The sequence below is a fragment of the Streptomyces akebiae genome, assembly GCF_019599145.1.
In the GTDB taxonomy this organism is placed as follows: Bacteria; Actinomycetota; Actinomycetes; order Streptomycetales; family Streptomycetaceae; genus Streptomyces; species Streptomyces akebiae.
The window spans coordinates 6,697,402-6,716,560 of sequence record NZ_CP080647.1; the positions used below are offsets into that span (position 1 = coordinate 6,697,402).

At 72.2% G+C, this 19,159-nt stretch carries 15 protein-coding genes; 7 read left to right on the forward strand and 8 right to left on the reverse strand.

Annotated elements, in window-relative coordinates:
- Positions 1–63: 63 nt before the first annotated feature.
- From K1J60_RS28905 to K1J60_RS28915, 3 genes are read right to left on the reverse strand one after another with little or no spacing between them, the layout of a single operon-like run.
- Positions 64–1,425 (reverse strand): ABC transporter permease family protein, encoded by a 1,362-nt coding sequence (locus tag K1J60_RS28905; RefSeq protein ID WP_220648759.1) that lies wholly within the window; start codon positions 1,423–1,425, stop codon positions 64–66.
- A complete protein-coding gene (locus K1J60_RS28910; RefSeq protein WP_220648760.1) occupies positions 1,422–2,135 on the reverse strand; it encodes an ABC transporter ATP-binding protein in 714 nt (237 codons plus the stop codon). The genes K1J60_RS28905 and K1J60_RS28910 overlap by 4 nt, the downstream gene beginning before the upstream one ends.
- On the reverse strand, positions 2,132–2,665 hold the full coding sequence (locus tag K1J60_RS28915; RefSeq protein ID WP_220648761.1) for a PadR family transcriptional regulator: 534 nt from the start codon (positions 2,663–2,665) through the stop codon (positions 2,132–2,134). Before K1J60_RS28915 ends, K1J60_RS28910 begins: the two co-directional genes overlap by 4 nt.
- A 184-nt stretch (positions 2,666–2,849) precedes the next feature.
- On the opposite strand from K1J60_RS28915, the gene K1J60_RS28920 reads away from it, so the two are divergent.
- The 3 genes from K1J60_RS28920 to K1J60_RS28930 all read left to right on the forward strand — a co-directional run bounded on the left by K1J60_RS28920 (position 2,850) and on the right by K1J60_RS28930 (position 5,736).
- Positions 2,850–3,086: a hypothetical protein gene (locus K1J60_RS28920; RefSeq protein ID WP_220648762.1), complete on the forward strand. Its 237-nt coding sequence runs from the start codon at positions 2,850–2,852 to the stop codon at positions 3,084–3,086.
- A complete protein-coding gene (gene malQ, locus K1J60_RS28925) occupies positions 3,087–5,216 on the forward strand; it encodes a 4-alpha-glucanotransferase (protein WP_220648763.1) in 2,130 nt (709 codons plus the stop codon).
- A 268-nt stretch (positions 5,217–5,484) separates the two neighbouring features.
- Complete coding sequence (locus K1J60_RS28930) at positions 5,485–5,736, forward strand: hypothetical protein (protein WP_220648764.1); 252 nt, start codon at positions 5,485–5,487, stop codon at positions 5,734–5,736.
- A 129-nt stretch (positions 5,737–5,865) separates the two neighbouring features.
- Here K1J60_RS28930 and K1J60_RS28935 read toward each other — a convergent pair whose 3' ends face one another.
- Entirely contained in the window at positions 5,866–6,471 is a 606-nt protein-coding gene (locus K1J60_RS28935; protein WP_220648765.1) for a TetR/AcrR family transcriptional regulator, read from the reverse strand.
- A 109-nt stretch (positions 6,472–6,580) separates the two neighbouring features.
- Here K1J60_RS28935 and K1J60_RS28940 point away from each other — a divergent pair, with 109 nt between their 5' ends.
- Positions 6,581–8,134, forward strand: coding sequence for an FAD-dependent monooxygenase (locus tag K1J60_RS28940; RefSeq protein ID WP_220648766.1), 1,554 nt, complete (start codon positions 6,581–6,583; stop codon positions 8,132–8,134).
- A gap of 19 nt (positions 8,135–8,153) precedes the next feature.
- Here K1J60_RS28940 and K1J60_RS28945 read toward each other — a convergent pair whose 3' ends face one another.
- Positions 8,154–8,672, reverse strand: a complete 519-nt coding sequence (locus K1J60_RS28945) for a MarR family winged helix-turn-helix transcriptional regulator (RefSeq protein ID WP_220648767.1) — start codon at positions 8,670–8,672, stop codon at positions 8,154–8,156.
- Positions 8,673–8,806: 134 nt separating this feature from the next.
- On the opposite strand from K1J60_RS28945, the gene K1J60_RS28950 reads away from it, so the two are divergent.
- Complete coding sequence (locus K1J60_RS28950; RefSeq protein WP_259407963.1) at positions 8,807–9,805, forward strand: EamA family transporter; 999 nt, start codon at positions 8,807–8,809, stop codon at positions 9,803–9,805.
- Positions 9,806–9,870: 65 nt separating this feature from the next.
- Here K1J60_RS28950 and pepN read toward each other — a convergent pair whose 3' ends face one another.
- Positions 9,871–12,486, reverse strand: coding sequence for an aminopeptidase N (pepN, locus tag K1J60_RS28955; RefSeq protein WP_220648768.1), 2,616 nt, complete (start codon positions 12,484–12,486; stop codon positions 9,871–9,873).
- A 123-nt stretch (positions 12,487–12,609) separates the two neighbouring features.
- Positions 12,610–13,629 (reverse strand): aspartate-semialdehyde dehydrogenase, encoded by a 1,020-nt coding sequence (locus K1J60_RS28960; protein WP_033526405.1) that lies wholly within the window; start codon positions 13,627–13,629, stop codon positions 12,610–12,612.
- A 357-nt stretch (positions 13,630–13,986) separates the two neighbouring features.
- On the opposite strand from K1J60_RS28960, the gene K1J60_RS28965 reads away from it, so the two are divergent.
- A complete protein-coding gene (locus K1J60_RS28965) occupies positions 13,987–14,517 on the forward strand; it encodes an RNA polymerase sigma factor (protein ID WP_398683491.1) in 531 nt (176 codons plus the stop codon).
- A 1-nt stretch (position 14,518) separates the two neighbouring features.
- On the forward strand, positions 14,519–15,514 hold the full coding sequence (locus K1J60_RS28970; RefSeq protein WP_259407964.1) for a hypothetical protein: 996 nt from the start codon (positions 14,519–14,521) through the stop codon (positions 15,512–15,514).
- 110 nt (positions 15,515–15,624) lie between these two features.
- Here K1J60_RS28970 and K1J60_RS28975 read toward each other — a convergent pair whose 3' ends face one another.
- Positions 15,625–18,948, reverse strand: a complete 3,324-nt coding sequence (locus K1J60_RS28975) for a S8 family serine peptidase (protein ID WP_220648770.1) — start codon at positions 18,946–18,948, stop codon at positions 15,625–15,627.
- Between the last annotated feature and the right edge of the window lie 211 nt (positions 18,949–19,159).

Below are 19,159 nucleotides of genomic sequence, written 5' to 3' on the forward strand. Positions count from 1 at the left end.
TTCGACGGCGTCCCAGGAAGCCCCCCGTGGCCTCCCGGGACGCCGGGTCCGATGCGCCCTCCGTCACGCGTACCGCAGCTCCGTGGGCCGGATCGTCCGCCTGAGCAGCGGCAGGGAGGTGGCCGCCGCGAGGAGACAGGCGCCGTAGATCGCGACGGGCACCAGCAGCGCCCCGAACGGCAGGACCGAGGTGCCGCCCATGGCCGTGGCGTACACGAAGGCGATCGTCGTGCCGGCGGCCCCGCCCACCAGTACCGAGGGCGCCAGCGGCAGCGCGGTCTCCAGGAGCAGGGCCCGGCCCAGCACCTCGTACGGCACCCCGGCGGCGACCTGCGCGGCCAGGCCCCGGCGGCGGGTGGCGAGCGACTCGGCGGTGCCGACGGCCAGCCCGAACAGGGTGACGGCGAAGCCGATGAGGATGGCGGCGGCCGTGAAGTTCAGGCCCGTCATGTAGAAGGCGTCCCTCTCGGCAAGGTTGTCGACCCGGGCGATCTGCGCGACCAGTGCCTGTCGCACCCCGATGTATCCGCTGCCGACCACGGCCCCCATCAGGACGGCCGCGTGGGTACGGGCCGCCGCCCACGGGTCCTCACGCAGCCGCTCGGCGGCGATCAGCACCGCCGGGTTCCCGGTGCGCCTCGCGAGCAGCCGCCCGAGGAGGGCCGAGACCACGCCGGACAGCAGCACCGCACCCGCGCCCACCGCGAGCAGCGCGCCGCAGAAGGTCAGCGGGGCGAGGCTGGTCCGATAACCGGGCGCGTCCACGTTGGTGACGGCGACGGCGACGAGCGCCACGAGGATCAGCAGAGCCACCGCTCCCAGGAACACCCACCCGGGCCCCCGGCCGGTGTGCGACGTGGTCCGGCGCACCCAGCCCAGCGGCGAGGCCACCACCCGGCGCAGCGCCAGAACGCTCACCAGGGCACCCAGCACCGGCACGCCCAGCGCCACCAGCGCGATCACGATCCAGGCGGCGACGGTGGGACTCCGCCACTCGCTCAGCAGGAACACCACGAAGGCGACCGTCGTGACCAGCGAGCCGGCCAGGCAGGCCAGCCCCGTCTCCAGCGCCGCGATCCGGCGCACCTGGCCCGCCGACGCGCCGGCCAGCCGAAGTCCGGCCAGCCGCCGGTCCCGGTGGACGGCGCCCACCCGGGTGCACTGGCCGAGGAAGCCGAGGACCGGGACCAGCAGGAACAGCAGGGTCACGATCACCCCGGAGCGTTCCCCGGGGTTGTTCAGCAGCCCGGCGGCCATGTCCACCCGGTAGCGGCCCGTCAGGGAGGCCAGCACTCCCGCCGCCAGGCCGAACGCCGTCGCCAGGGCCGCCCCCGTCCCCGTGAGCGCCACCCGCCACCACTCCCGCCGGTCCGAGCCCCGCGTCAACAGAAGAGCCAGGCGCAGATCGTTCCTCAGCTCCGTCACCGGGACACCTCCAGCGTCACGTCGGCCTCCGACACCACGACGCCGTCCTTCAGCGTGACCTCCCGGTCCGCGTACGCCGCGGTCTGGGCGTCGTGCGTGATCAGCAGCACCGCCGTACCGGACTCACGGGCCGCGTGCGTCAGCGCCGCCATCACCTGCTCGCTCGCCAGGGAGTCCAGCGCGCCGGTCGGCTCGTCCGCGAACACCACCTTCGGCGCGGTCACCAGTGCCCGCGCCAGCGACACCCGCTGCGCCTGGCCGCCGCTCATCTCCCCGGGCCGCTGCTCCTCCTGCCCCCGCACACCGAACCGCTCCAGCCACTCGCCGGCCCGCTCCCGCGCGGCCCTGCGGTCCGTGCCGGCCAGCAGCAGCGGCAACGCGACGTTGTCGACGGCCGTCAGCTCGGGTATCAGCTGCCCGAACTGGAAGACGATCCCGAAGTCCGTCCGGCGCAGTTCGCTGAGTTCCTTCTCGGGGAGTTGGTCGAGCCGCTTCCCGGCGTACGCCACGGAGCCCTCGTCCGGCCGGACGATGCCCGCCAGGCAGTGCAGCAACGTGGACTTCCCGCTGCCGCTGGCTCCCGTGACGGCGAGGATCTCGCCCTCCCGCAGCTCCACCGAGGCACCCCGCAGCGCCCGGGTCCTGCCGTGCTCCTTGACCAGTTCGCGGGCCGTGAGCAACGGCGCGGGGCCGGCGTTCTTCTCGTTCATGCTGCGTCTACCTCCGCGGTCAGGGTGGTCAGCCGGGCCGCGGTGGTGTTCATCCAGCGGAGGTCGGCGTCGAGATGGTTGAGGGCGTAGTCCGCCGCGAGCACGGTCGAGAGGTCGGCGCCCGGCGCGGTCTTCACGGCGGTCAGCTCGCGCATGCGCGCCATGTGCGCGGCGCGCTGCGCCCGTAGGTAGGCGGCCGGGTCGCCGTCGGCGAGGATCGAGACGACGAGCTTGGCGAAGATCTCGTTCGTCACGAACGGCGCGGGCGCGGTGATCTCCCCGGCCCACTTGGCCAGCTCGCGCGCCCCCTCGTCCGTCGAGCGGTACATCGTCCGCTCCGGACCGCTGTCCGCCTCGGTGCCCTCGACCTCGGCCAGGCCGTCGCGGACCAGTCGTTGCAGGGTCGTGTAGACCTGCCCGTAGGCCAGCGGTCGGGCCTGCGGGAAGCGTTCGTCGTGCCGTCGCTTGAGGTCGTAGCCATGGCTCGGCCCGCCGGCGAGCAGCCCCAACAGGATGTGACGGGTGCTCATGCCCTTCAGTATGCACTGAGTATATGTACTGAGTGAATAGCGGACGGAGGGTGGATTCCGACCACGCCTGCGAGTGAGCAACACCACGATGTCCGCCCACCCACGTCTGCGGCGGCGCCCACTGGGTAGGGCTGGAGTACCCCGGACCCGCACCTCATCGCCGTACGACGACTAGGAGGCCCCCGTGGCCACGTTCACCCCCCTCCCGACCCAGGCCCGCTCCAAACGCGAGGCGGAGCCCTACGAGCTCCACGAGCCCCACGTCTGTGTCTTCAGCGCCGAGGGGCCCTGCGCCGACGTTCCTCTCACCAGCGAGCCGCCGCTCCCGGACGCGGCCCCGCTCACCAGCGAGCCGCCCCTCGCCGACGCGGCTCCCCTCACCAGTGAACCCACGTCCCACGGCGCCGCATCGGGGGTCTAGATGACAGAAGATCCAGGGGGTCCGAGCCCGACGCCCGGGACCCCACTGGCCCGGCTCGCCGCCCTGCACGGCGTCGCCACCTCCTACAGCCCCTCACCGGACCGTACGGTCGCGGCCTCGGACGGCGCGGTCGTGGCCGTCCTCGCCGCGCTGGACGTCGACGCGAGCACCCCCGAGGCCGTGCGCACCGCTCTCACCGCGCGCGAACGGGAGCTGGCCGCACGGCTGTTGCCGCCCACCGTGGTCCACTGGGCCGACGGCGAACCCCCCGCCGCGCTGACCGCCCTCCCGGAGGGCACCCGGCTGCGCGTCGAGACGGAACAGGGTGAGGTCCGCCCCACGGCGGAGAAGCTGCCCCCGGGCGTGCACACCCTGCGCGCCACCGCCCCCGACGGCCGCACCGCCGAGGCCCACCTGGTCGTGGCCCCTGCCCGGCTGCCCGCCCCGCCCGGCCGTACGTACGGCCTCCTCGTCCAGCTCTACTCCCTCCTCTCGCGGCGCAGCTGGGGCATGGGCGACCTGGGGGACCTCGCCGAGCTCTCCGCCTGGGCCGGCCGCGCCCTGGGTGCCGGATTCATCCAGGTCAACCCGCTGCACGCGGCCGTACCCGGCGACCCCACCGACCCCTCCCCCTACCGCCCCTCCTCCCGTCGCTATCCGGACCCCGTGCACCTGCGCGTGGAGGACGTACCGGAATACCCGTACGCCCTGTCGGAGGCCGCCACCGCCTCGTCCCCGGACGACCGCGACCGCCTCGGCGCGCTGCTGGAGCGGGCCGCCCGCCTGCGGGAATCCGTTCTGGCCAAGGGCGAACTGATCGACCGGGACGCGGTGTGGGACCTCAAGCGGGCGGCGCTGGAACTGGTGCGCGCCGTACCGCTCGGTCCCGGGCGGCGGGCCGCGTACTGCGACTTCCTGGCCGAGGAGGGCCAGGCGCTGGAGGACCACGCCACCTGGTGCGCGCTCGCCGAGGTCCACGGCTCCGACTGGTCGCGCTGGCCCACGGGCCTGCGTGACCCGCGCTCCGCCGAAACGGCCCGCGCCCGTGCCGAGTTGATGGACCGCGTCGACTTCCACACCCGTCTGGCCTGGCTCACCGACGCCCAACTCGGCACCGCGCAGCGCTCCGCGCGCGACGCCGGGATGCCGATCGGCCTGGTGCACGACCTGGCGGTCGGGGTCCACCCCGGCGGCGCCGACGCCTGGGCCCAGCAGGAGTACTTCGCGGCCGGCATGTCCGTCGGCGCGCCCCCCGACGCCTTCAACTCCCGGGGCCAGGACTGGGGCCTGCCCCCCTGGCGCCCCGACCGCCTCGCCGCGTCCGGATACGCCCCCTACCGGCGCCTCCTGCGCGCCCTGCTGCGCCACGCGGGCGCCCTCCGCATCGACCACGTCATGGGGCTGTTCCGCCTCTGGTGGGTCCCGCAGGGCGAGGCCCCGACCGAAGGCACGTACGTCCGCTACGACGCCGACGCCATGCTCGCGATCCTGGTCCTGGAGGCCGAACGGGCCGGGGCCCTGGTGATCGGCGAGGACCTGGGCACGGTCGAGCCCGGCGTACGCGAGGCGCTCGACGCCCGCGGTGTGCTGGGCACGTCCGTCCTCTGGTTCGAACGTGACTGGGACGGCACGGGTCGCCCCCTCCCGCCCGAACGCTGGCGGGCGAACTGTCTCGCCACCGCCACCACCCACGACCTCCCGCCCACCGCCTCCCGGCTGACCTGTGACCACGTCGACCTGCGCCACGGCCTCGGGCTGCTCACTCGCTCCCTGGACGAGGAACGGGCGGAGGCGGCCGCCGACGCGGGCGAATGGCTCGCCCTCCTCGCCCGGCTGGGGTTGTTGGACGGGGCCGGTGGCGGCATCTCCTCGACCTCCGAGGAGGCCCAGATCCAGGCCCTCCACCGCTTTCTGGTCCGCACCCCGGCCCGCATGATCGGCCTCTGGCTCCCCGACACGCTCGGCGACCGCCGCCCGCAGAACCTGCCGGGCACGTGGGACCAGTATCCGAACTGGCGCCTGCCGATCGCCGACGCGGCGGGGCGGCCGGTGACGCTGGAGGAACTGGCGGCGTCGCCTCGGTTGTACGCGTTGGTGGATGTGTTGCGGGGGGTGGGTGGGGGCGGCTGAGGGCTCGGGGGTGCGGGTTTCGTTTGCGGCCGCGGGTGAGTGGGGCTTCTCGCGCAGTTCGCCCCTTGAGGGCCTGCGGCCTTCAAGGCCCTGAAAAAGCACGGGGCGTAGCCCCTGCTTTTTCAGGGGCGCGGGGAACTGCGCGAGCAACCACGACGCACCCGCGGCCGCAAACGAAACCCGCACCCCCGAGCTGTCAGGCGCCCCTGGAAGCCGCAAGGCGCCCCCCGCCCGCGCGCGGCTCACCCACGTTCGTTACCTTTAGCGCGTGGACAAGAAGAACGCCCTGCGCGCCGGCGCCCTGGCTGCCGGTACGACGCTGATGATGCTGCTCATGTCGTCCCCCGCCCTCGCGCTGACGCCCGACGACGGCGACGACCCGGGCCCGGGCCTCAGCGTGATCGAGACGCTCGGCCTCTTCGTCGTGGCCCCGCTCGCCCTGTTCGCGGTGATCACGGGCCTCGTCATGGTCCTGGACAGGTCCACGGACCGTCAGCCGAAGGCCAAGGCGAAGGCCTGACCGCCTCCGCTCCCTCCTTCTCCACACGTTTCCACGAGGGCACCCTTCGCGCACCAGCGCGCCGAGGGGTGCCCTCGACGCGTTCACCCTCGACGCGTTCACCCTCGACGCGTTCGACCCGCTCCGGGGCTACGCCCGGTGGGCCGTGAGATACCGCTGCACCGTCGGCCCCATCCACTGCTCGATCTCCTCGCGGCTCAGCGCCACGGTCGGCCCGAAGCGCAGGACGTAACGCGTCAGTGCCAGCCCCAGCACCTGTGACGCGCAGAGGGCCGCCCGGGTCGCCGCCTGCTCCGGGTGGGGGCACACATGCCGGGCGAGCGGCAGCAACTGGTCCCGGAAGACCCCCTGCATCCGTTCCGCGCCCGCCTGGTTGGTGGTGCCGACCCGGAGCATCGCGGTGAGCATCTCGTTCTCCTCCCAGAGGTCGAGGAAGTGGCTCACCAGCAGCCGGCCCACGTCCCGCGCGTCGAACGCGTCCGGGTCCGGCAGCCGCAGATCGACGTCGAGGGCAGCCGCGTACAGCCCCTCCTTCGAGCCGTAGTACCGCATGACCATCGACGGATCGATCCGCGCGTCCCTGGCGATCGCGCGGATGGTGGCCCGCTCGTACCCGTCGGCCGCGAACCGCTCGCGCGCCGCCTGGAGGATCGCGTGCCGGGTGGTGTCGGAGCGGCGGGGTGCCCGTTCGGGAGGTGCGGGTGGCGCTGCGGGCGCGGGTTCCGTGTCGGTCATGCCCACAAACGTAGGCCAACACTTGTTGACAGTCCAGGGGTGACTCTCTACGTTGACAACAGGCGTTGGCCAACAACCGTTGACCAACACGTGTTGGCAGGAGGCCGCCATGAACGGCAAGCGCGACGACAACACCTCTCCCATCCCTCGCAGCCAGGGCGCCCAGGACGCCCGGGACCCCCGGGGCGTCATCGTGGTGGGCGCCGGTCCCACCGGACTGCTGCTGGCCGGCGACCTCGCCGCCGTCGGCGTCCCCGTCACCCTCGTCGAGAAGCGCCAGCACCGGATCAGCAACCTCTCCAGGGCCTTCGTCGCGCACGCCCGCACCCTGGAGCAGCTCGACGCCCGGGGCATCGCCGACGCCCTGGAGGCCGAGGGCCGGCCCCTCGACCGCATCGCCCTCTTCGGACGTCTCTCCGTCCGCCTCGACACCCTCCCGTCCCGCTTCAACCACCTCCTGGTGATCCCGCAGTACGAGGTCGAGAAGGTCCTGGAGCGGAGGGCGGTGGAGGCCGGCGTGCGGTTCCGGTACGAGACGGAGGTGACGGCGGTCGAGCAGGGCGGGAGCGCGGGCGGAGCCGGGGACGCCGGCGGTGTCGCGGTCGACGTGCGGACGGCGGACGGCGGGACGGACCGGCTGACCGCCGCGTACGTCGTCGGGACGGACGGACACCGCAGCGCGGTACGCGAGGCGGTCGGGCTGCCGTTCCCGGGGAAGTCCGTCATCCGCTCCGTGGTCCTCGCGGACGTACGGCTCGACGAGCAGCCGGACGAGGCGCTGACCGCGAACGCGGTCGGCGACGCCTTCGCCTTCATCGCGCCCTTCGGTGACGGTTACCACCGGGTCATCGGCTGGCACCGGGGCCGCGACGTGCCCGACAGCGAGCCGCTCGACCTCGACGAGGTCAGGGAGATCACCCGACTGGCGCTCGGTCGCGACTACGGCATGCGGGACGCCCGCTGGATGTCCCGTTTCCACTGCGACGAGCGCCAGGCCCCCGCGTACCGGGTCGGCCGGGTCTTCCTCGCCGGTGACGCGGCCCATGTCCACACCCCGGCCGGCGGACAGGGCATGAACACCGGCCTCCAGGACGCCGCGAACCTCGGCTGGAAGCTCGCCGCCGTCCTGGGCGGCCACGCGGACCCGGCTCTGCTCGACAGCTACGAGGCCGAACGCCACCCCGTCGGCAGGGCCGTGCTCCGCAGCAGCGGCGGCATCGTCCGTCTCGCCATGGCCAAGTCCCCCTGGGCGCTGGCGCTGCGCGCCGCCCTGACCACCTTCGTCAACCACGTGCCCCCGGCCCGCACCCGCGCGATCGGCCAGATCACCGGCATCGGCTACCGGTACCCCGCCCCGCGCGGCGCCCACCGCCTGGTCGGCACCCGCGTACCGGACGTCGCCCTCAGCACCGGCCGCCTCTACGAGTCCCTGCGCGGCGGCCGGTTCGTCCTCATCGGCCCGCGTGGCGCGGACCGGCCCCGTGCCCTCGGCACCCTCGGGGACCGTCTCGCCGTGGCGACCTGGACGAGCGACCGCCGTACCACCGTCCTCGTCCGTCCCGACGGCTACGTGGCCTGGGCTGCGGAGGGCGCGGACGACGCGGCGGTCGGGGAGGCGCTGGCGGAGTGGCTGGGAGCGGCCGCGCTGGGCGCGGCTGCCTGACGGGTGGTTCGGGCGACGCTCAGGACCCCGTGCCCACCACCAGCAGCCTCAACAGGTCGGCCAGTTGGCCGGCCTGTTCGTCGTTCAGGTGGGCGAGGGCCTCGGTCTGGACGGCGAGGCCCGCTCCGAGTGCCTCGTCGGCCAGGCGCAGGCCCTCGTCGGTGAGGGTGACCTGGAGAGCGCGGCGGTCGTGCGGGTCGGGGGAGCGGCGCAGGAGGCCCGCGCGTTCCAGCTTGTCGAGGCGGCCGGTCATGCCGCCGGTGGTGAGCATGAGGGTGGCGGAGAGCTGACGCGGCGAGAGCGTGAACGGCTCGCCGGACCGCCGCAGGGTCGCGAGCACGTCGAACTCGCCGCGCGAGATCCCGAACCGCGCGTAGACCTTCTCCATCCGGTCGCCGAGGGTGCGCGAGAGCCGGTTGACGCGGCCGAACACCTCCATGGCGGTGGTGTCGAGGTCGGGCCGCGCGGCCGCCCACTGGTCGATGATCGCGTCGACGGGATCGCGGAGGGGCCGGCCGGGCTCGGAACGCGGGTTCATGGGGTGAGTATCGGACGGCGACGGGTCGGCCGCAAGAAAGTGGCTTGACGGAAAGTTGCTTAGCGCTAAGCTAATTGCCAGCAAGCTAACTCGGCCGATCAAGCCCCTTTCCAACGCCGCGAAGGACGCGTCCCATGACCGCGCACACCGCGCACACCACCCCGCAGGCCGCGAGCCGTCTCCCTGTCATCGCCCTGACCGCGCTCGCTCCCATCTCCTGGGGCACCACGTACGCGGTGACGACGGAGTTCCTGCCCGCCGACCGGCCCCTGTTCACGGGCCTGGTGCGCGCGCTTCCGGCAGGTCTGCTGCTCCTGGCGCTCTCGCGCACACTGCCGCGCGGGGTCTGGTGGGGGAAGGCCGCGGTGCTGGGCGCGCTGAACATCGGTGCCTTCTTCCCGCTGCTCTTCCTCTCCGCGTACCGGCTGCCGGGCGGTATGGCGGCGGTCGTCGGTTCGGTCGGCCCGCTGTTCGTCGCGGGCCTGGCGACCGTGCTGCTGGGGGAGCGGCCGACCGTCCGCACGCTGCTCACCGGGATCGCGGCGGCCCTCGGCGTCAGCCTGGTCGTCCTGAAGGCGGCGGGGGCGCTGGACACGGTCGGCGTCGTCGCGGCGCTCGCCTCCACCGCCTCCATGTCCACCGGCACCGTCCTCACCAAGCGCTGGGGCCGCCCCGCCGGTGTCGGCCCCCTCGCCCTGACCGGATGGCAACTGACCGCCGGTGGCCTCCTGATCGCCCCGCTCGCCCTGCTCGTCGAGGGCGCGCCCCCGGCCCTGGACGGCCGCGCGATCGGCGGCTACCTCTACCTGGCCCTCGCCAACACCGCCGTCTCCTACTGGCTCTGGTTCCGGGGCATCGGCCGGCTCTCCGCCACCCAGGTCACCTTCCTCGGCCCGCTCTCCCCCCTGACGGCGGCCGTGGTCGGCTGGGCGGCCCTCGGGCAGGCCCTCACACCCCTGCAGCTCCTGGGCATGGCCGTCGCCTTCGGCGCGACCGTCCTGGGCCAGCTCCGGCCGCGCCCCACCGGCCTCCTGGCACCCCCGACCCCGACCCCGACGCCGTCGCCGTCAGGCGGACGACTGCCGGGAGTGCCGCTCGTCGGTCGTGCCGACCGGGACCGCACCCACCGGTGACGGCAACGGCGGGGGCGCCCGGTGAAGTCACCGGGCGCCCCCCGCCGTCGTGGCAGAGCCCCTCGTCACTCCGAGGGCGCCGCCGCGTCCGCGGCCTGTGCCCTCAGGGCGCGTTCGACGCCCGAGCGGGACTCCGAGACCAGGCGGCGCAGGGCAGCGTTGGGCTCGGCCGTGGTCAGCCAGGTGTCGGTCTTGTGGAGGGTGTCCGTCGAGACCTGGACGGCCGGGTACAGGCCGACCGCGATCTGCTGGGCGATCTCGTGGGAGCGGGAATCCCAGATGGACTTGACGACCTCGAAGTACTTGTCGGTGTACGGGGCGAGGAGGTCACGCTGGTCGGTCTGGACGAAGCCGCCGATGACCGCTTCCTGGACCGCGTTGGGGAGCTCGTCCGACTCGACGACCTGGGACCAGGCCTCGGCCTTGGCCTCGGGCGTCGGGCGGGAGGCACGCGCGGTGGCCGCGTGACGCTCACCGGCGGCCGTTTTGTCGCGCTCGTACTCGCCGGCGATCTCCGCCTCGTCGTAGCGGCCCACCGCCGCGAGCCGCTGCACGAACGACCAGCGCAGCTCGGTGTCGACGGCCAGCCCCTCGATCGTCTGCGTCCCCTCCAGCAGGGCCTCCAGGAGGTCCAACTGCTCGGGGGTGCGAGCGGTCGCCGCGAACGCGCGGGCCCATGCCAGCTGGTGGTCGGAGGCGGCCTCGGCCGCGCGCAGGTGCGCGAGCGTGGCGTCCGTCCAGCGGGTCAGCAGCGCCTCGCGGGCCGTCGGGTCGGCGTACAGCTCGATCGCCAGCTTCACCTGACGGTGCAGCGACTGCACGACACCGATGTCGGACTCCTTGCCGATGCCGGAGAGCACCAGGGACAGGTAGTCGCGGGTCGCGAGTTCGGCGTCGCGGGTCATGTCCCAGGCCGAGGCCCAGCACAGCGCACGGGGCAGGGAGGACTCGAAGTCCCCGAGGTGCTCGGTGACGAAGGCCAGCGACTGCTCGTCCAGGCGGACCTTGGCGTACGACAGGTCGTCGTCGTTGAGGAGGACCACGGCCGGGCGGCGCTTGCCCACCAGCTGCGGTACGGCGGTCAGTTCACCGTCGACGTCCAGCTCGACCCGCTCATCCCGGACCAGCTTGCCGCTGTCGTCGTCCAGTTCGTACAGGCCGACCGCGATGCGGTGCGGGCGCAGCGTCGGCTCGCCCTTCGCGCCGGTCGGCAGCGCCGGGGCCTCCTGGCGGATCGCGAAGGAGGTGATGACGCCGTGCTCGTCCGTCTCGATCTCCGGGCGCAGGACGTTGATGCCGGCCGTCTCCAGCCACGCCTTCGACCAGGCCTTCAGATCGCGGCCGGAGGTCTCCTCCAGGGCGCCCAGCAGATCGGACAGGCGCGTGTTGCCGAACGCGTGCGCCTTGAAGTACGCCTGCACGCCCCGGAAGAACTCGTCCTGGCCGACGTACGCGACGAGCTGCTTCAGGACGGAAGCCCCCTTCGCGTAGGTGATGCCGTCGAAGTTGACGAGCACGTCGTCCAGGTCGCGGATCTCCGCCATGATCGGGTGCGTGGACGGCAGCTGGTCCTGCCGGTACGCCCAGGTCTTCATGGAGTTGGCGAACGTGGTCCACGAGTGCGGCCAGCGCGAGCCCGGGGCGTCCGCCTGGCAGGCGATCGACGTGTAGGTGGCGAACGACTCGTTCAGCCACAGGTCGTTCCACCACTCCATCGTCACCAGGTCGCCGAACCACATGTGGGCCAGTTCGTGGAGGATGGTCTCGGCGCGGACCTCGTACGCGGCGTCCGTCACCTTCGAGCGGAAGACGTACTGGTCGCGAATGGTCACCGCGCCCGCGTTCTCCATCGCGCCCGCGTTGAACTCCGGTACGAACAGCTGGTCGTACTTCTCGAACGGGTACGCGTAGTCGAACTTCTCCTGGAACCAGTCGAATCCCTGCCGGGTGACCTCGAAGATCGCGTCGGAGTCCAGGTATTCGGCGAGCGACGGCCGGCAGTAGATGCCGAGCGGCACGCTCTGCCCGTCCTTCTCGTACACGCTGTGCACGGAGTGGTACGGGCCGACGATGAGCGCCGTGATGTACGTCGAGATCCTGGGCGTCGGCTCGAAGACCCAGACGTCGTCCTTGGGCTCCGGCGTCGGCGAGTTGGAGATGACGGTCCAGCCGCTCGGGGCCTTCACGGTGAACTGGAAGGTGGCCTTCAGGTCCGGCTGCTCGAACGACGCGAAGACGCGGCGGGCGTCCGGGACCTCGAACTGGGTGTACAGGTAAGCCTGTTCGTCGACCGGGTCGACGAACCGGTGCAGACCCTCACCCGTGTTGGTGTACGCGCAGTCGGCCACGACCCGCAGGATGTTGCGGCCCTCCAGCAGGCCGGGGAGCGCGATCCGGGAGTCCGCGAAGACCTCCGCCGGGTCCAGCGCGTCGCCGTTGAGGGTCACCTCGTGGACGGTCGGGGCCACCAGGTCGATGAAGGACGTGGCGCCGTTCTCCGCGACGTCGAAGCGCACCGTGGTCACGGACCGGTAGGTGCCTCCCCCGCCCTCGGCTTCGCTCGAGCGGGAGGTACCCCCACCCTGCGCGCCGGAGAGGTCGAGATCGATCTCGTACGAGTCGACGCTGAGCAGCGCCGCCCGCTGCTGAGCCTCGTCGCGGGTCAGGTTTGTGCCAGGCACGCGGTCATCTCCTCGGTATGTGTGGGTTGCGCCATCCTTCCATGGGTCGACGCGGCATGGGGCGGGGCGCCCCACCGGCATCCGGTGGGGCGCCCCGCCCCGGTACGCTCCGCCTGCTTCTGGCTACTTCTCGCTCAGCTCCGCCGCCACCAGCTCCGCGATCTGGACCGCGTTCAGCGCGGCGCCCTTGCGGAGGTTGTCGTTGGAGACGAACAGGGCGAGGCCGTTGTCCACGGTCTCGTCGGCGCGGATGCGGCCGACGAAGGAGGGGTCCTGGCCTGCGGCCTGGAGAGGGGTCGGGATGTCGGAGAGGGCGACGCCCGGGGCGCCGGCCAGCAGCTCCGTCGCGCGCTCCACGCCGATCGGGCGGGCGAAGCGGGCGTTGATCTGGAGGGAGTGCCCGGAGAAGACCGGGACGCGCACGCAGGTGCCGGAGACCTTGAGGCCGGGGATCTCCAGGATCTTGCGGGACTCGTGGCGGAGCTTCTGCTCCTCGTCCGTCTCGTGCAGACCGTCGTCGACGATCGAACCCGCGAGCGGGAGCACGTTGAAGGCGATGGGCCGCTTGTAGACGCCGGGCTCGGGGAAATCGACCGCCGAGCCGTCGTGCGTCAGCTTGTCCGCGTCGGCCGCGACCTTCTGGACCTGGCCGTGCAGCTCCGCGACGCCCGCGAGACCGGAGCCGGAGACCGCCTGGTAGGTGGCGACGACCAGCGCTTCGAGGCCCGCCTCCTCGTGCAGCGGACGCAGGACCGGCATCGCGGCCATCGTCGTGCAGTTCGGGTTGGCGATGATGCCCTTGGGGCGGTCGGCGATCGCGTGCGGGTTCACCTCGGAGACCACGAGGGGCACCTCGGGGTCGCGGCGCCACGCGGAGGAGTTGTCGATCACGACCGCGCCCTGCGACGCCACCTTCTCGGCCAGCGCCTTCGAGGTCGCGCCGCCCGCGGAGAACAGGACGATGTCGAGGCCGGAGTAGTCGGCGGTCGCCGCGTCCTCGACCGTCACGCCGTCGATGACCGAGCCGGCCGAGCGGGCGGACGCGAACAGGCGCAGCTCGCGCGTCGGGAAGTCGCGGTCCTTGAGGATCTTGCGCATGACCGTGCCGACCTGACCGGTGGCTCCGACGATTCCGACCCTCACGGCGACTCCTTTGACGTGGCTTGTGTGTGTCTGCGGCATGGCCGAGGCATTTCCATCATGCGGTCAGCCTGGGTCCGCCTGTCCAATCCTTTGACCGGAACGCTCGAAGAGCGGGACGCGTCCACCCCCGCCGCGGGAGCCGCTTCTTTGGCCGGCACCCACGCTGAGCTGGAGAAAATCGCCCTACGGCGGCTCCGTGCCGCAAGCTGTGCTGCCTCGACCCTGCCCACGCCACCCGGGCGCACGCGAAGGTGTGACGTACGCCTCTGCGCCGGGCCGCGAAAGTGGCACCGAACCGGCCGAACGTTTCGGCCCGCGGTGGCGTCGTAGGGGAAACGCGGGAGGGGAGGGGTGGCTGTGCTGCGCAGAAAGGCGCGCCACGTCGAGGGGGTCCAGGAGCCGGACGACCCGCTGGACGTGGCCCAGGAGCGGCGGGTGCGGGCCGTGCTCGCGCTCGGCGGTGTGCCGCAGTCGGACCTGCTGGACGGGGTACAGCAGGTACGGCTGCGGCTGCTGGAGCGGGCCGCGAGCGGCCGGGAGGCGCCGCGGGACGTGTCCGCGTGGGCGGCGGTGGTCGCCTCCAACCTGGCGATGGACTGGCACCGCGCCAAGCGCCGCCAGGAGCGTCTGGGGGAGCGGCTGGCCTCGCTGCGCCAGCACGAGCACCCCTCGGGCGAGGACTCCAGCGTGCTCTCGCTCGCCGTCGCCCGAGGCCTGGACGAGCTGCCCGACGCCCTGCGCCAGGTCCTCGTCCTGCGCTTCTACGCCGACCTGCCGGTACGCGGGATCGCCGACGAGCTCGGCATCCCCGAGGGCACGGTCAAGAGCAGGCTCCACTCGGCGGTCCGCGCCCTGCGCACCCGCCTGCACGAGGACGAGGTGGTGTGACATGACCGCCCGAGACGACAACCGACGCGACCCCGCTACCGACGGCGCGGCTCCCGGCAGCGCCGCCCCGGACGGCGCCGCTCCCGACGGCGCCAGGCGCGACGAGCCCACGTACGACGAGCCCACGTACGACGAGCCCACGTACGACGGCACCGCCTACGCCGGTATGGACGCGCTGATGGCGGCCCTTCTCGACGAACCGCTGCCCGAGGACGCGCTGCGGGACGACGAGTTCGTGGCGTCCCACGAGGCGGCCGTCGCCGACCTCGCGCTGCTGAGAGAGCAGCTGGGGCTGATCGGCGAGGCGCTGACGGTGTCGGGCGAGGACGCCGTGACCGGGGTCGCGCCGGGGCGAGTGGGGGCCGCGCGGCCGGGGGACGCCGCGGCCGGTACCGAGACGGAACCCGGGCAGGTGTCCCGGTCCGCGTCGGCCCCCACCGCGTCGGTGACCCCCCTGTCGTCGCGGCCGTCCCGCGCCCGCCGCGCCCTGCGGATCACCGGCGGCACCCTCGCCGCCGCGGCCGCCGCCTCCGTGGTCCTCGGCATCGGCTGGGGGGTCGTGCAGAGCGGCGGAGGGGCGGACAGCGCGAAGTCCGGCGCCGGTGTCTCCGAGCAGGCGGACAGTGACGGCGGGACCCTGGACAGCGACAGGGGGGACAAGTCCGCCTTGCTCACCCCGGAGGGGTACGTCGCCTGCGCCCGCACGATCGTGGAGGGCACCGTCACCGAGGTCGAACCCGTGCCGGGGGCCGAGCAGGACCGGATCACGGTGGAGGTGGACCGCTGGATCAAGCCCGACAAGGGCGAGGACCGGATCGTCTTCCCCATGAGCCACGACGTCGACCCCCGTCTGGAGGAGGGCGACCACGTCCTCCTCGGCTTTCCCCGGGACAGCGCGCAGCCGGACATCTGGACCACGAAGGCGGCGGAGATCGCCCGGGAGCGGGCCTGGATCGAGGCGGCGCTGCCGGACTCGAAGCGGATCGCCTGCGACTGACCCGCTGAAGCACGGAGGAAGCCGGGAGGGGAGCGAGACGAAGGGGCGGGTGTCCATCCGGACACCCGCCCCTCCGTTCGCCTCAGTACGGCTCACGCGCTACCGGTGCACTACGGCGTGACCTTCTCGATCCGCACGCTGCCGGTGCCCGCGGCGGTGCCGCGCGCGTTCACCAGCTGCACCTGGCCGAAGAACTCCCGGCCGGCCGGGGCCTCGGCGGCCGCGACGACGTCACCGGAGACGGTGGTCGACCCGCCCGTGCCGAGCTTCACGGCGGTGTCCGCGACCTTCACCTCGCCGAGGGCGGAGGAGAAGAAGACGTCGCGGTAGTCGTACGCGGTCGACCCGGCCGGAACCGCGTAGCCGACGACCTCGATCGTGTACGTACCGGCGGCCGGCTTCGGGATCGAGACGGACTCCTCGGAGTCGCCGTCCGCCTCGTACGCCACCTGGGTGCCGGCGGCGTCGAAGACGTACAGGTCGAGGTCCGCGCCCGTGTCCGAGGTGTTGCCGATGGCGACGTCCAGGTACTCGGCGCCCGCGGGCACCTCGACCGTGGTGGTCTGGGTGACACCGGTCGCGATGGTCGGCCGGTCGGTCTTGGCCGAGCCCAGCGGGCCGCCCGTCAGCTTGCCGTCGACGGGGGCGAGGCCGTTGGTCACCTTCCACGAGGCGGCGGTCGGGGTGCCGACCTTGGCCTCGGGGACGGTGACGACCTCCGGGTCGAAGCTCGCGCTGTACACCGCGAAGTTCAGCTTGTAGGTGTTGTCGAGCATCGGCGAGGTGCGGCGCGACTCGACCTCGATCTCCCAGACACCGGGCTGCGGGTTGGCGTACGAGCGCACGTCCGGCTTGCAGCCCCCGCCGTCCTGGAAGTTGCTGTAGCAGGTCAGAGAGCTGGTGCTCTCGACCGCCAGGCCGTACGGGTGGTTGGCGATGAACCGGGTCTGGCTCTTGTCCTTCAGCCCGCTGATCGCGACCTCAAGGGTCTTGGCACCCTCGGGGACGGTGATGAAGTACGACTTGAAGGAGTTGCGCTGGACCGTGCCGGACGCCGAGTGGGTGTACTTCAACGGCGTGGAGGCCACCACCGTGTTGAGTACCTGACGGTCGATGCCGACCGTCTTCGGGTCGTCGACCTCCAGGATCGCGCTGCTGATGCCCGAGTTCTCCGCCTTGGCGGCGATCTTCACGGTGACCGGCTTGTTCAGCGGCAGGGAGACCACGTCGTCGCCGACGATCCGGAACGTGTCGTCCCGGTTGTTCTCCAGGTGCAGCTCGTGGCGGATCGCCTTGTCGGCGCCGGACGTACGGGTGATCGTCACGTCGTACGTCTTCTTCTGCCCGACCTTGAGGCCGCCCTCACGGTCGTAGATGCCCGTGCCGAAGCCCGGCGTCTTCAGCGCGAAGTCCATCGCGGTGTCGACGGGGGCCTTGACCGAGTACTCGTGCGCGGTCGCGCCCGCCTTGACGGACTTCCACGCGTCGACGATGTTCATCAGGCCCGCGCCCTCGGCGTACGCCTGGACGCCACTGATGTGGTCGGCGGTCGAGGTCAGCGCGGTGCGCAGCTTCACGGGCGTCAGGTCGATGCCCTTCTGCTTCGCGGCGCTGAGCAGCAGCGCGGAGGCGCCGGCCGCCTGCGGGGAGGCCATCGAGGTGCCGTTGAGCATCTGGTAGCCGGCCGGGAGCGTGTAGCCGGCCTCGGGGGAGATGAAGCCCGGCAGCCAGGTCTGCGCGGTGTTGACCGCGGCACCGGGCGCCACCAGGGTCGGCGTGAAGCCGCCGTCCTCACGCGGGCCGCGCGAGGAGAAGTTGAACAGCTGGTAGTCCTTGGCGACCTGCGAGCCGTAGTTGGACGCCCAGGTCTCCTTGGAGATGGACGCGCCGACCGAGATCACCTTGTCGGCCAGGCCGGGGTCGCCGATCGTGTTGGCACCCGGGCCGGAGTTGCCGGCCGAGATGACCAGCTGGACGCCGTAGGTGTCGATCAGGCGCGTGTAGAGCTGGGCGCGCGCGCTGTTGCCGTCGTTCAGCGCCGGCAGGCCGCCGATGGACATGTTGACGATGTCGACACCGCGGTTGACGACGAGGTCGATCATGCCCTCGGTGAGCGCCACGTTGGTGCAGCCGGGGCCGAACTCGCAGGCGCGGGAGGAGACGATCTGCGCACCGGGCGCGGCGCCGTTCATCCGGCCGCCGAACAGGCCCTTGGCGGCGGCGATGCCGGCCACGTGGGTGCCGTGCTCGCTGGAGATGAGACCGATGTTGACGAAGTCGGCCTTCTTGCCGACCCAGTCGCCCCCGTAGGGGTCCATCGGGACGTCCTTGCGGTACTCGACGACGAACGGCTGGCGCTCGGCGACCTCGGTCGACGGGTCGTCGGTGCCGAAGTAGCCGATCTGGTACCCGTCCTTGTACGGCTTCATCGGCTTGTCGTCGGTGAAGTCGAAGTTCTGGTTGACGTCCACGGTGACCGTACCGGCCGCCGCGTCGTAGAGCACGCCCCACGCGTCGGTGGTGTCGCCGTCGCGGTTCACGTCGCCCGCCGCGTCACCGGCCGCCGTGATCGACTCACGGAAGGTGTTGACGGAGTACGAGCCCGCGGGCGCGGTCCAGGTCCGGCCGCCGAAGGTGAACGTCGGGCCGGAGACCGAGTTGGTCATCGGACGCCAGCTGCCGTCGCCCTCGACGATCGGGTCGGTGGACGTCACCCAGTCGACGATCTTGCGCTCGCCGGTGGAGGTCTTCTGCAGCGCGGGGTGCGCGAGGTCGACCCCGGAGTCCAGGACGCCGATGGTGATGCCCCGGCCGTCCGCCTTCGGGTTCTGCTTCACGAAGTCGACGGCGCCCGTCTCGAAGGACGGGTTGTACGGGTTCTCGGCGGGGGTGTTCCTGCCCGGCGCCGGGTACGTCTTCGCCGTCGTGGCCTGCGACTTCGCGTCCTTGGCCGAGGCCGGCGAGGGGTCGTCGAGGACGATCTCCTGGCGCAGGTCGATGCCCTGGACGGAGGAGAGCTTCGCGGCGGCCGAGATGGCCGAGTCGGCGCTCTTGGTCGGGACCGTGGCGCGGACGTAGCCGAGCTTGTCGTAGGTGCGGCCCACGGAGCCGCCCTTGACCGCGTCCAGCTGCTCGGCGACCTGTTCGGTCTTGCCGGGCGTGGTGGCGATCATCATCGTGACGTTCTTGTCGCCGTCGGCCTTGGCCTCGGCGAGCAGATCGGCGTCAGTCGAACCGAGCTTGTCGTGCGCGGACTTGACACCGCCGTCCGCCGGGACGGCGGCTGGAGGCACCGAAGGGTCGTCCGCCGAGAAGGCCAGGGGTATCGGCCCGGCCGCGGAGAGCGCGGCCACCAGTCCCGCGGCCACGGCTATGCGGGCCACGCGTCTCGCACCCGGGCGGTGGCCGGGGTGGGGGGTGAGGGTCATCAGCATCCCTGTAGGTAAGGAATTCAGGTGAGAACGAACATTGATGATCCGAGCGGCGGGTTCGGATCGGTCCGGTCCGTTATGCGGTGCCGGATGGTCGCTCAGCCTTACCGAAGTGACACATGTTTGGGGAGGGTTGACCGAGGCGGGATTGTGTCATGGCGTAAACCCGCCACAGGCCATGGGTGCGATGACCGCGCATGAGTGGACATTTTGG

What these genes read in the sequence shown, in the direction of transcription:
- K1J60_RS28970 (WP_259407964.1), top strand. Translation starts at nt 14,519, where the DNA reads ATGACCGCCCGAGACGACAACCGACGCGACCCCGCTACCGACGGCGCG.
- K1J60_RS28940 (WP_220648766.1), top strand. Translation starts at nt 6,581, where the DNA reads ATGAACGGCAAGCGCGACGACAACACCTCTCCCATCCCTCGCAGCCAG.
- K1J60_RS28945 (WP_220648767.1), bottom strand. Translation starts at nt 8,672, where the DNA reads ATGAACCCGCGTTCCGAGCCCGGCCGGCCCCTCCGCGATCCCGTCGAC.
- K1J60_RS28950 (WP_259407963.1), top strand. Translation starts at nt 8,807, where the DNA reads ATGACCGCGCACACCGCGCACACCACCCCGCAGGCCGCGAGCCGTCTC.
- K1J60_RS28935 (WP_220648765.1), bottom strand. Translation starts at nt 6,471, where the DNA reads ATGACCGACACGGAACCCGCGCCCGCAGCGCCACCCGCACCTCCCGAA.
- K1J60_RS28975 (WP_220648770.1), bottom strand. Translation starts at nt 18,948, where the DNA reads ATGCTGATGACCCTCACCCCCCACCCCGGCCACCGCCCGGGTGCGAGA.
- K1J60_RS28910 (WP_220648760.1), bottom strand. Translation starts at nt 2,135, where the DNA reads ATGAACGAGAAGAACGCCGGCCCCGCGCCGTTGCTCACGGCCCGCGAA.
- malQ (WP_220648763.1), top strand. Translation starts at nt 3,087, where the DNA reads ATGACAGAAGATCCAGGGGGTCCGAGCCCGACGCCCGGGACCCCACTG.
- K1J60_RS28915 (WP_220648761.1), bottom strand. Translation starts at nt 2,665, where the DNA reads ATGAGCACCCGTCACATCCTGTTGGGGCTGCTCGCCGGCGGGCCGAGC.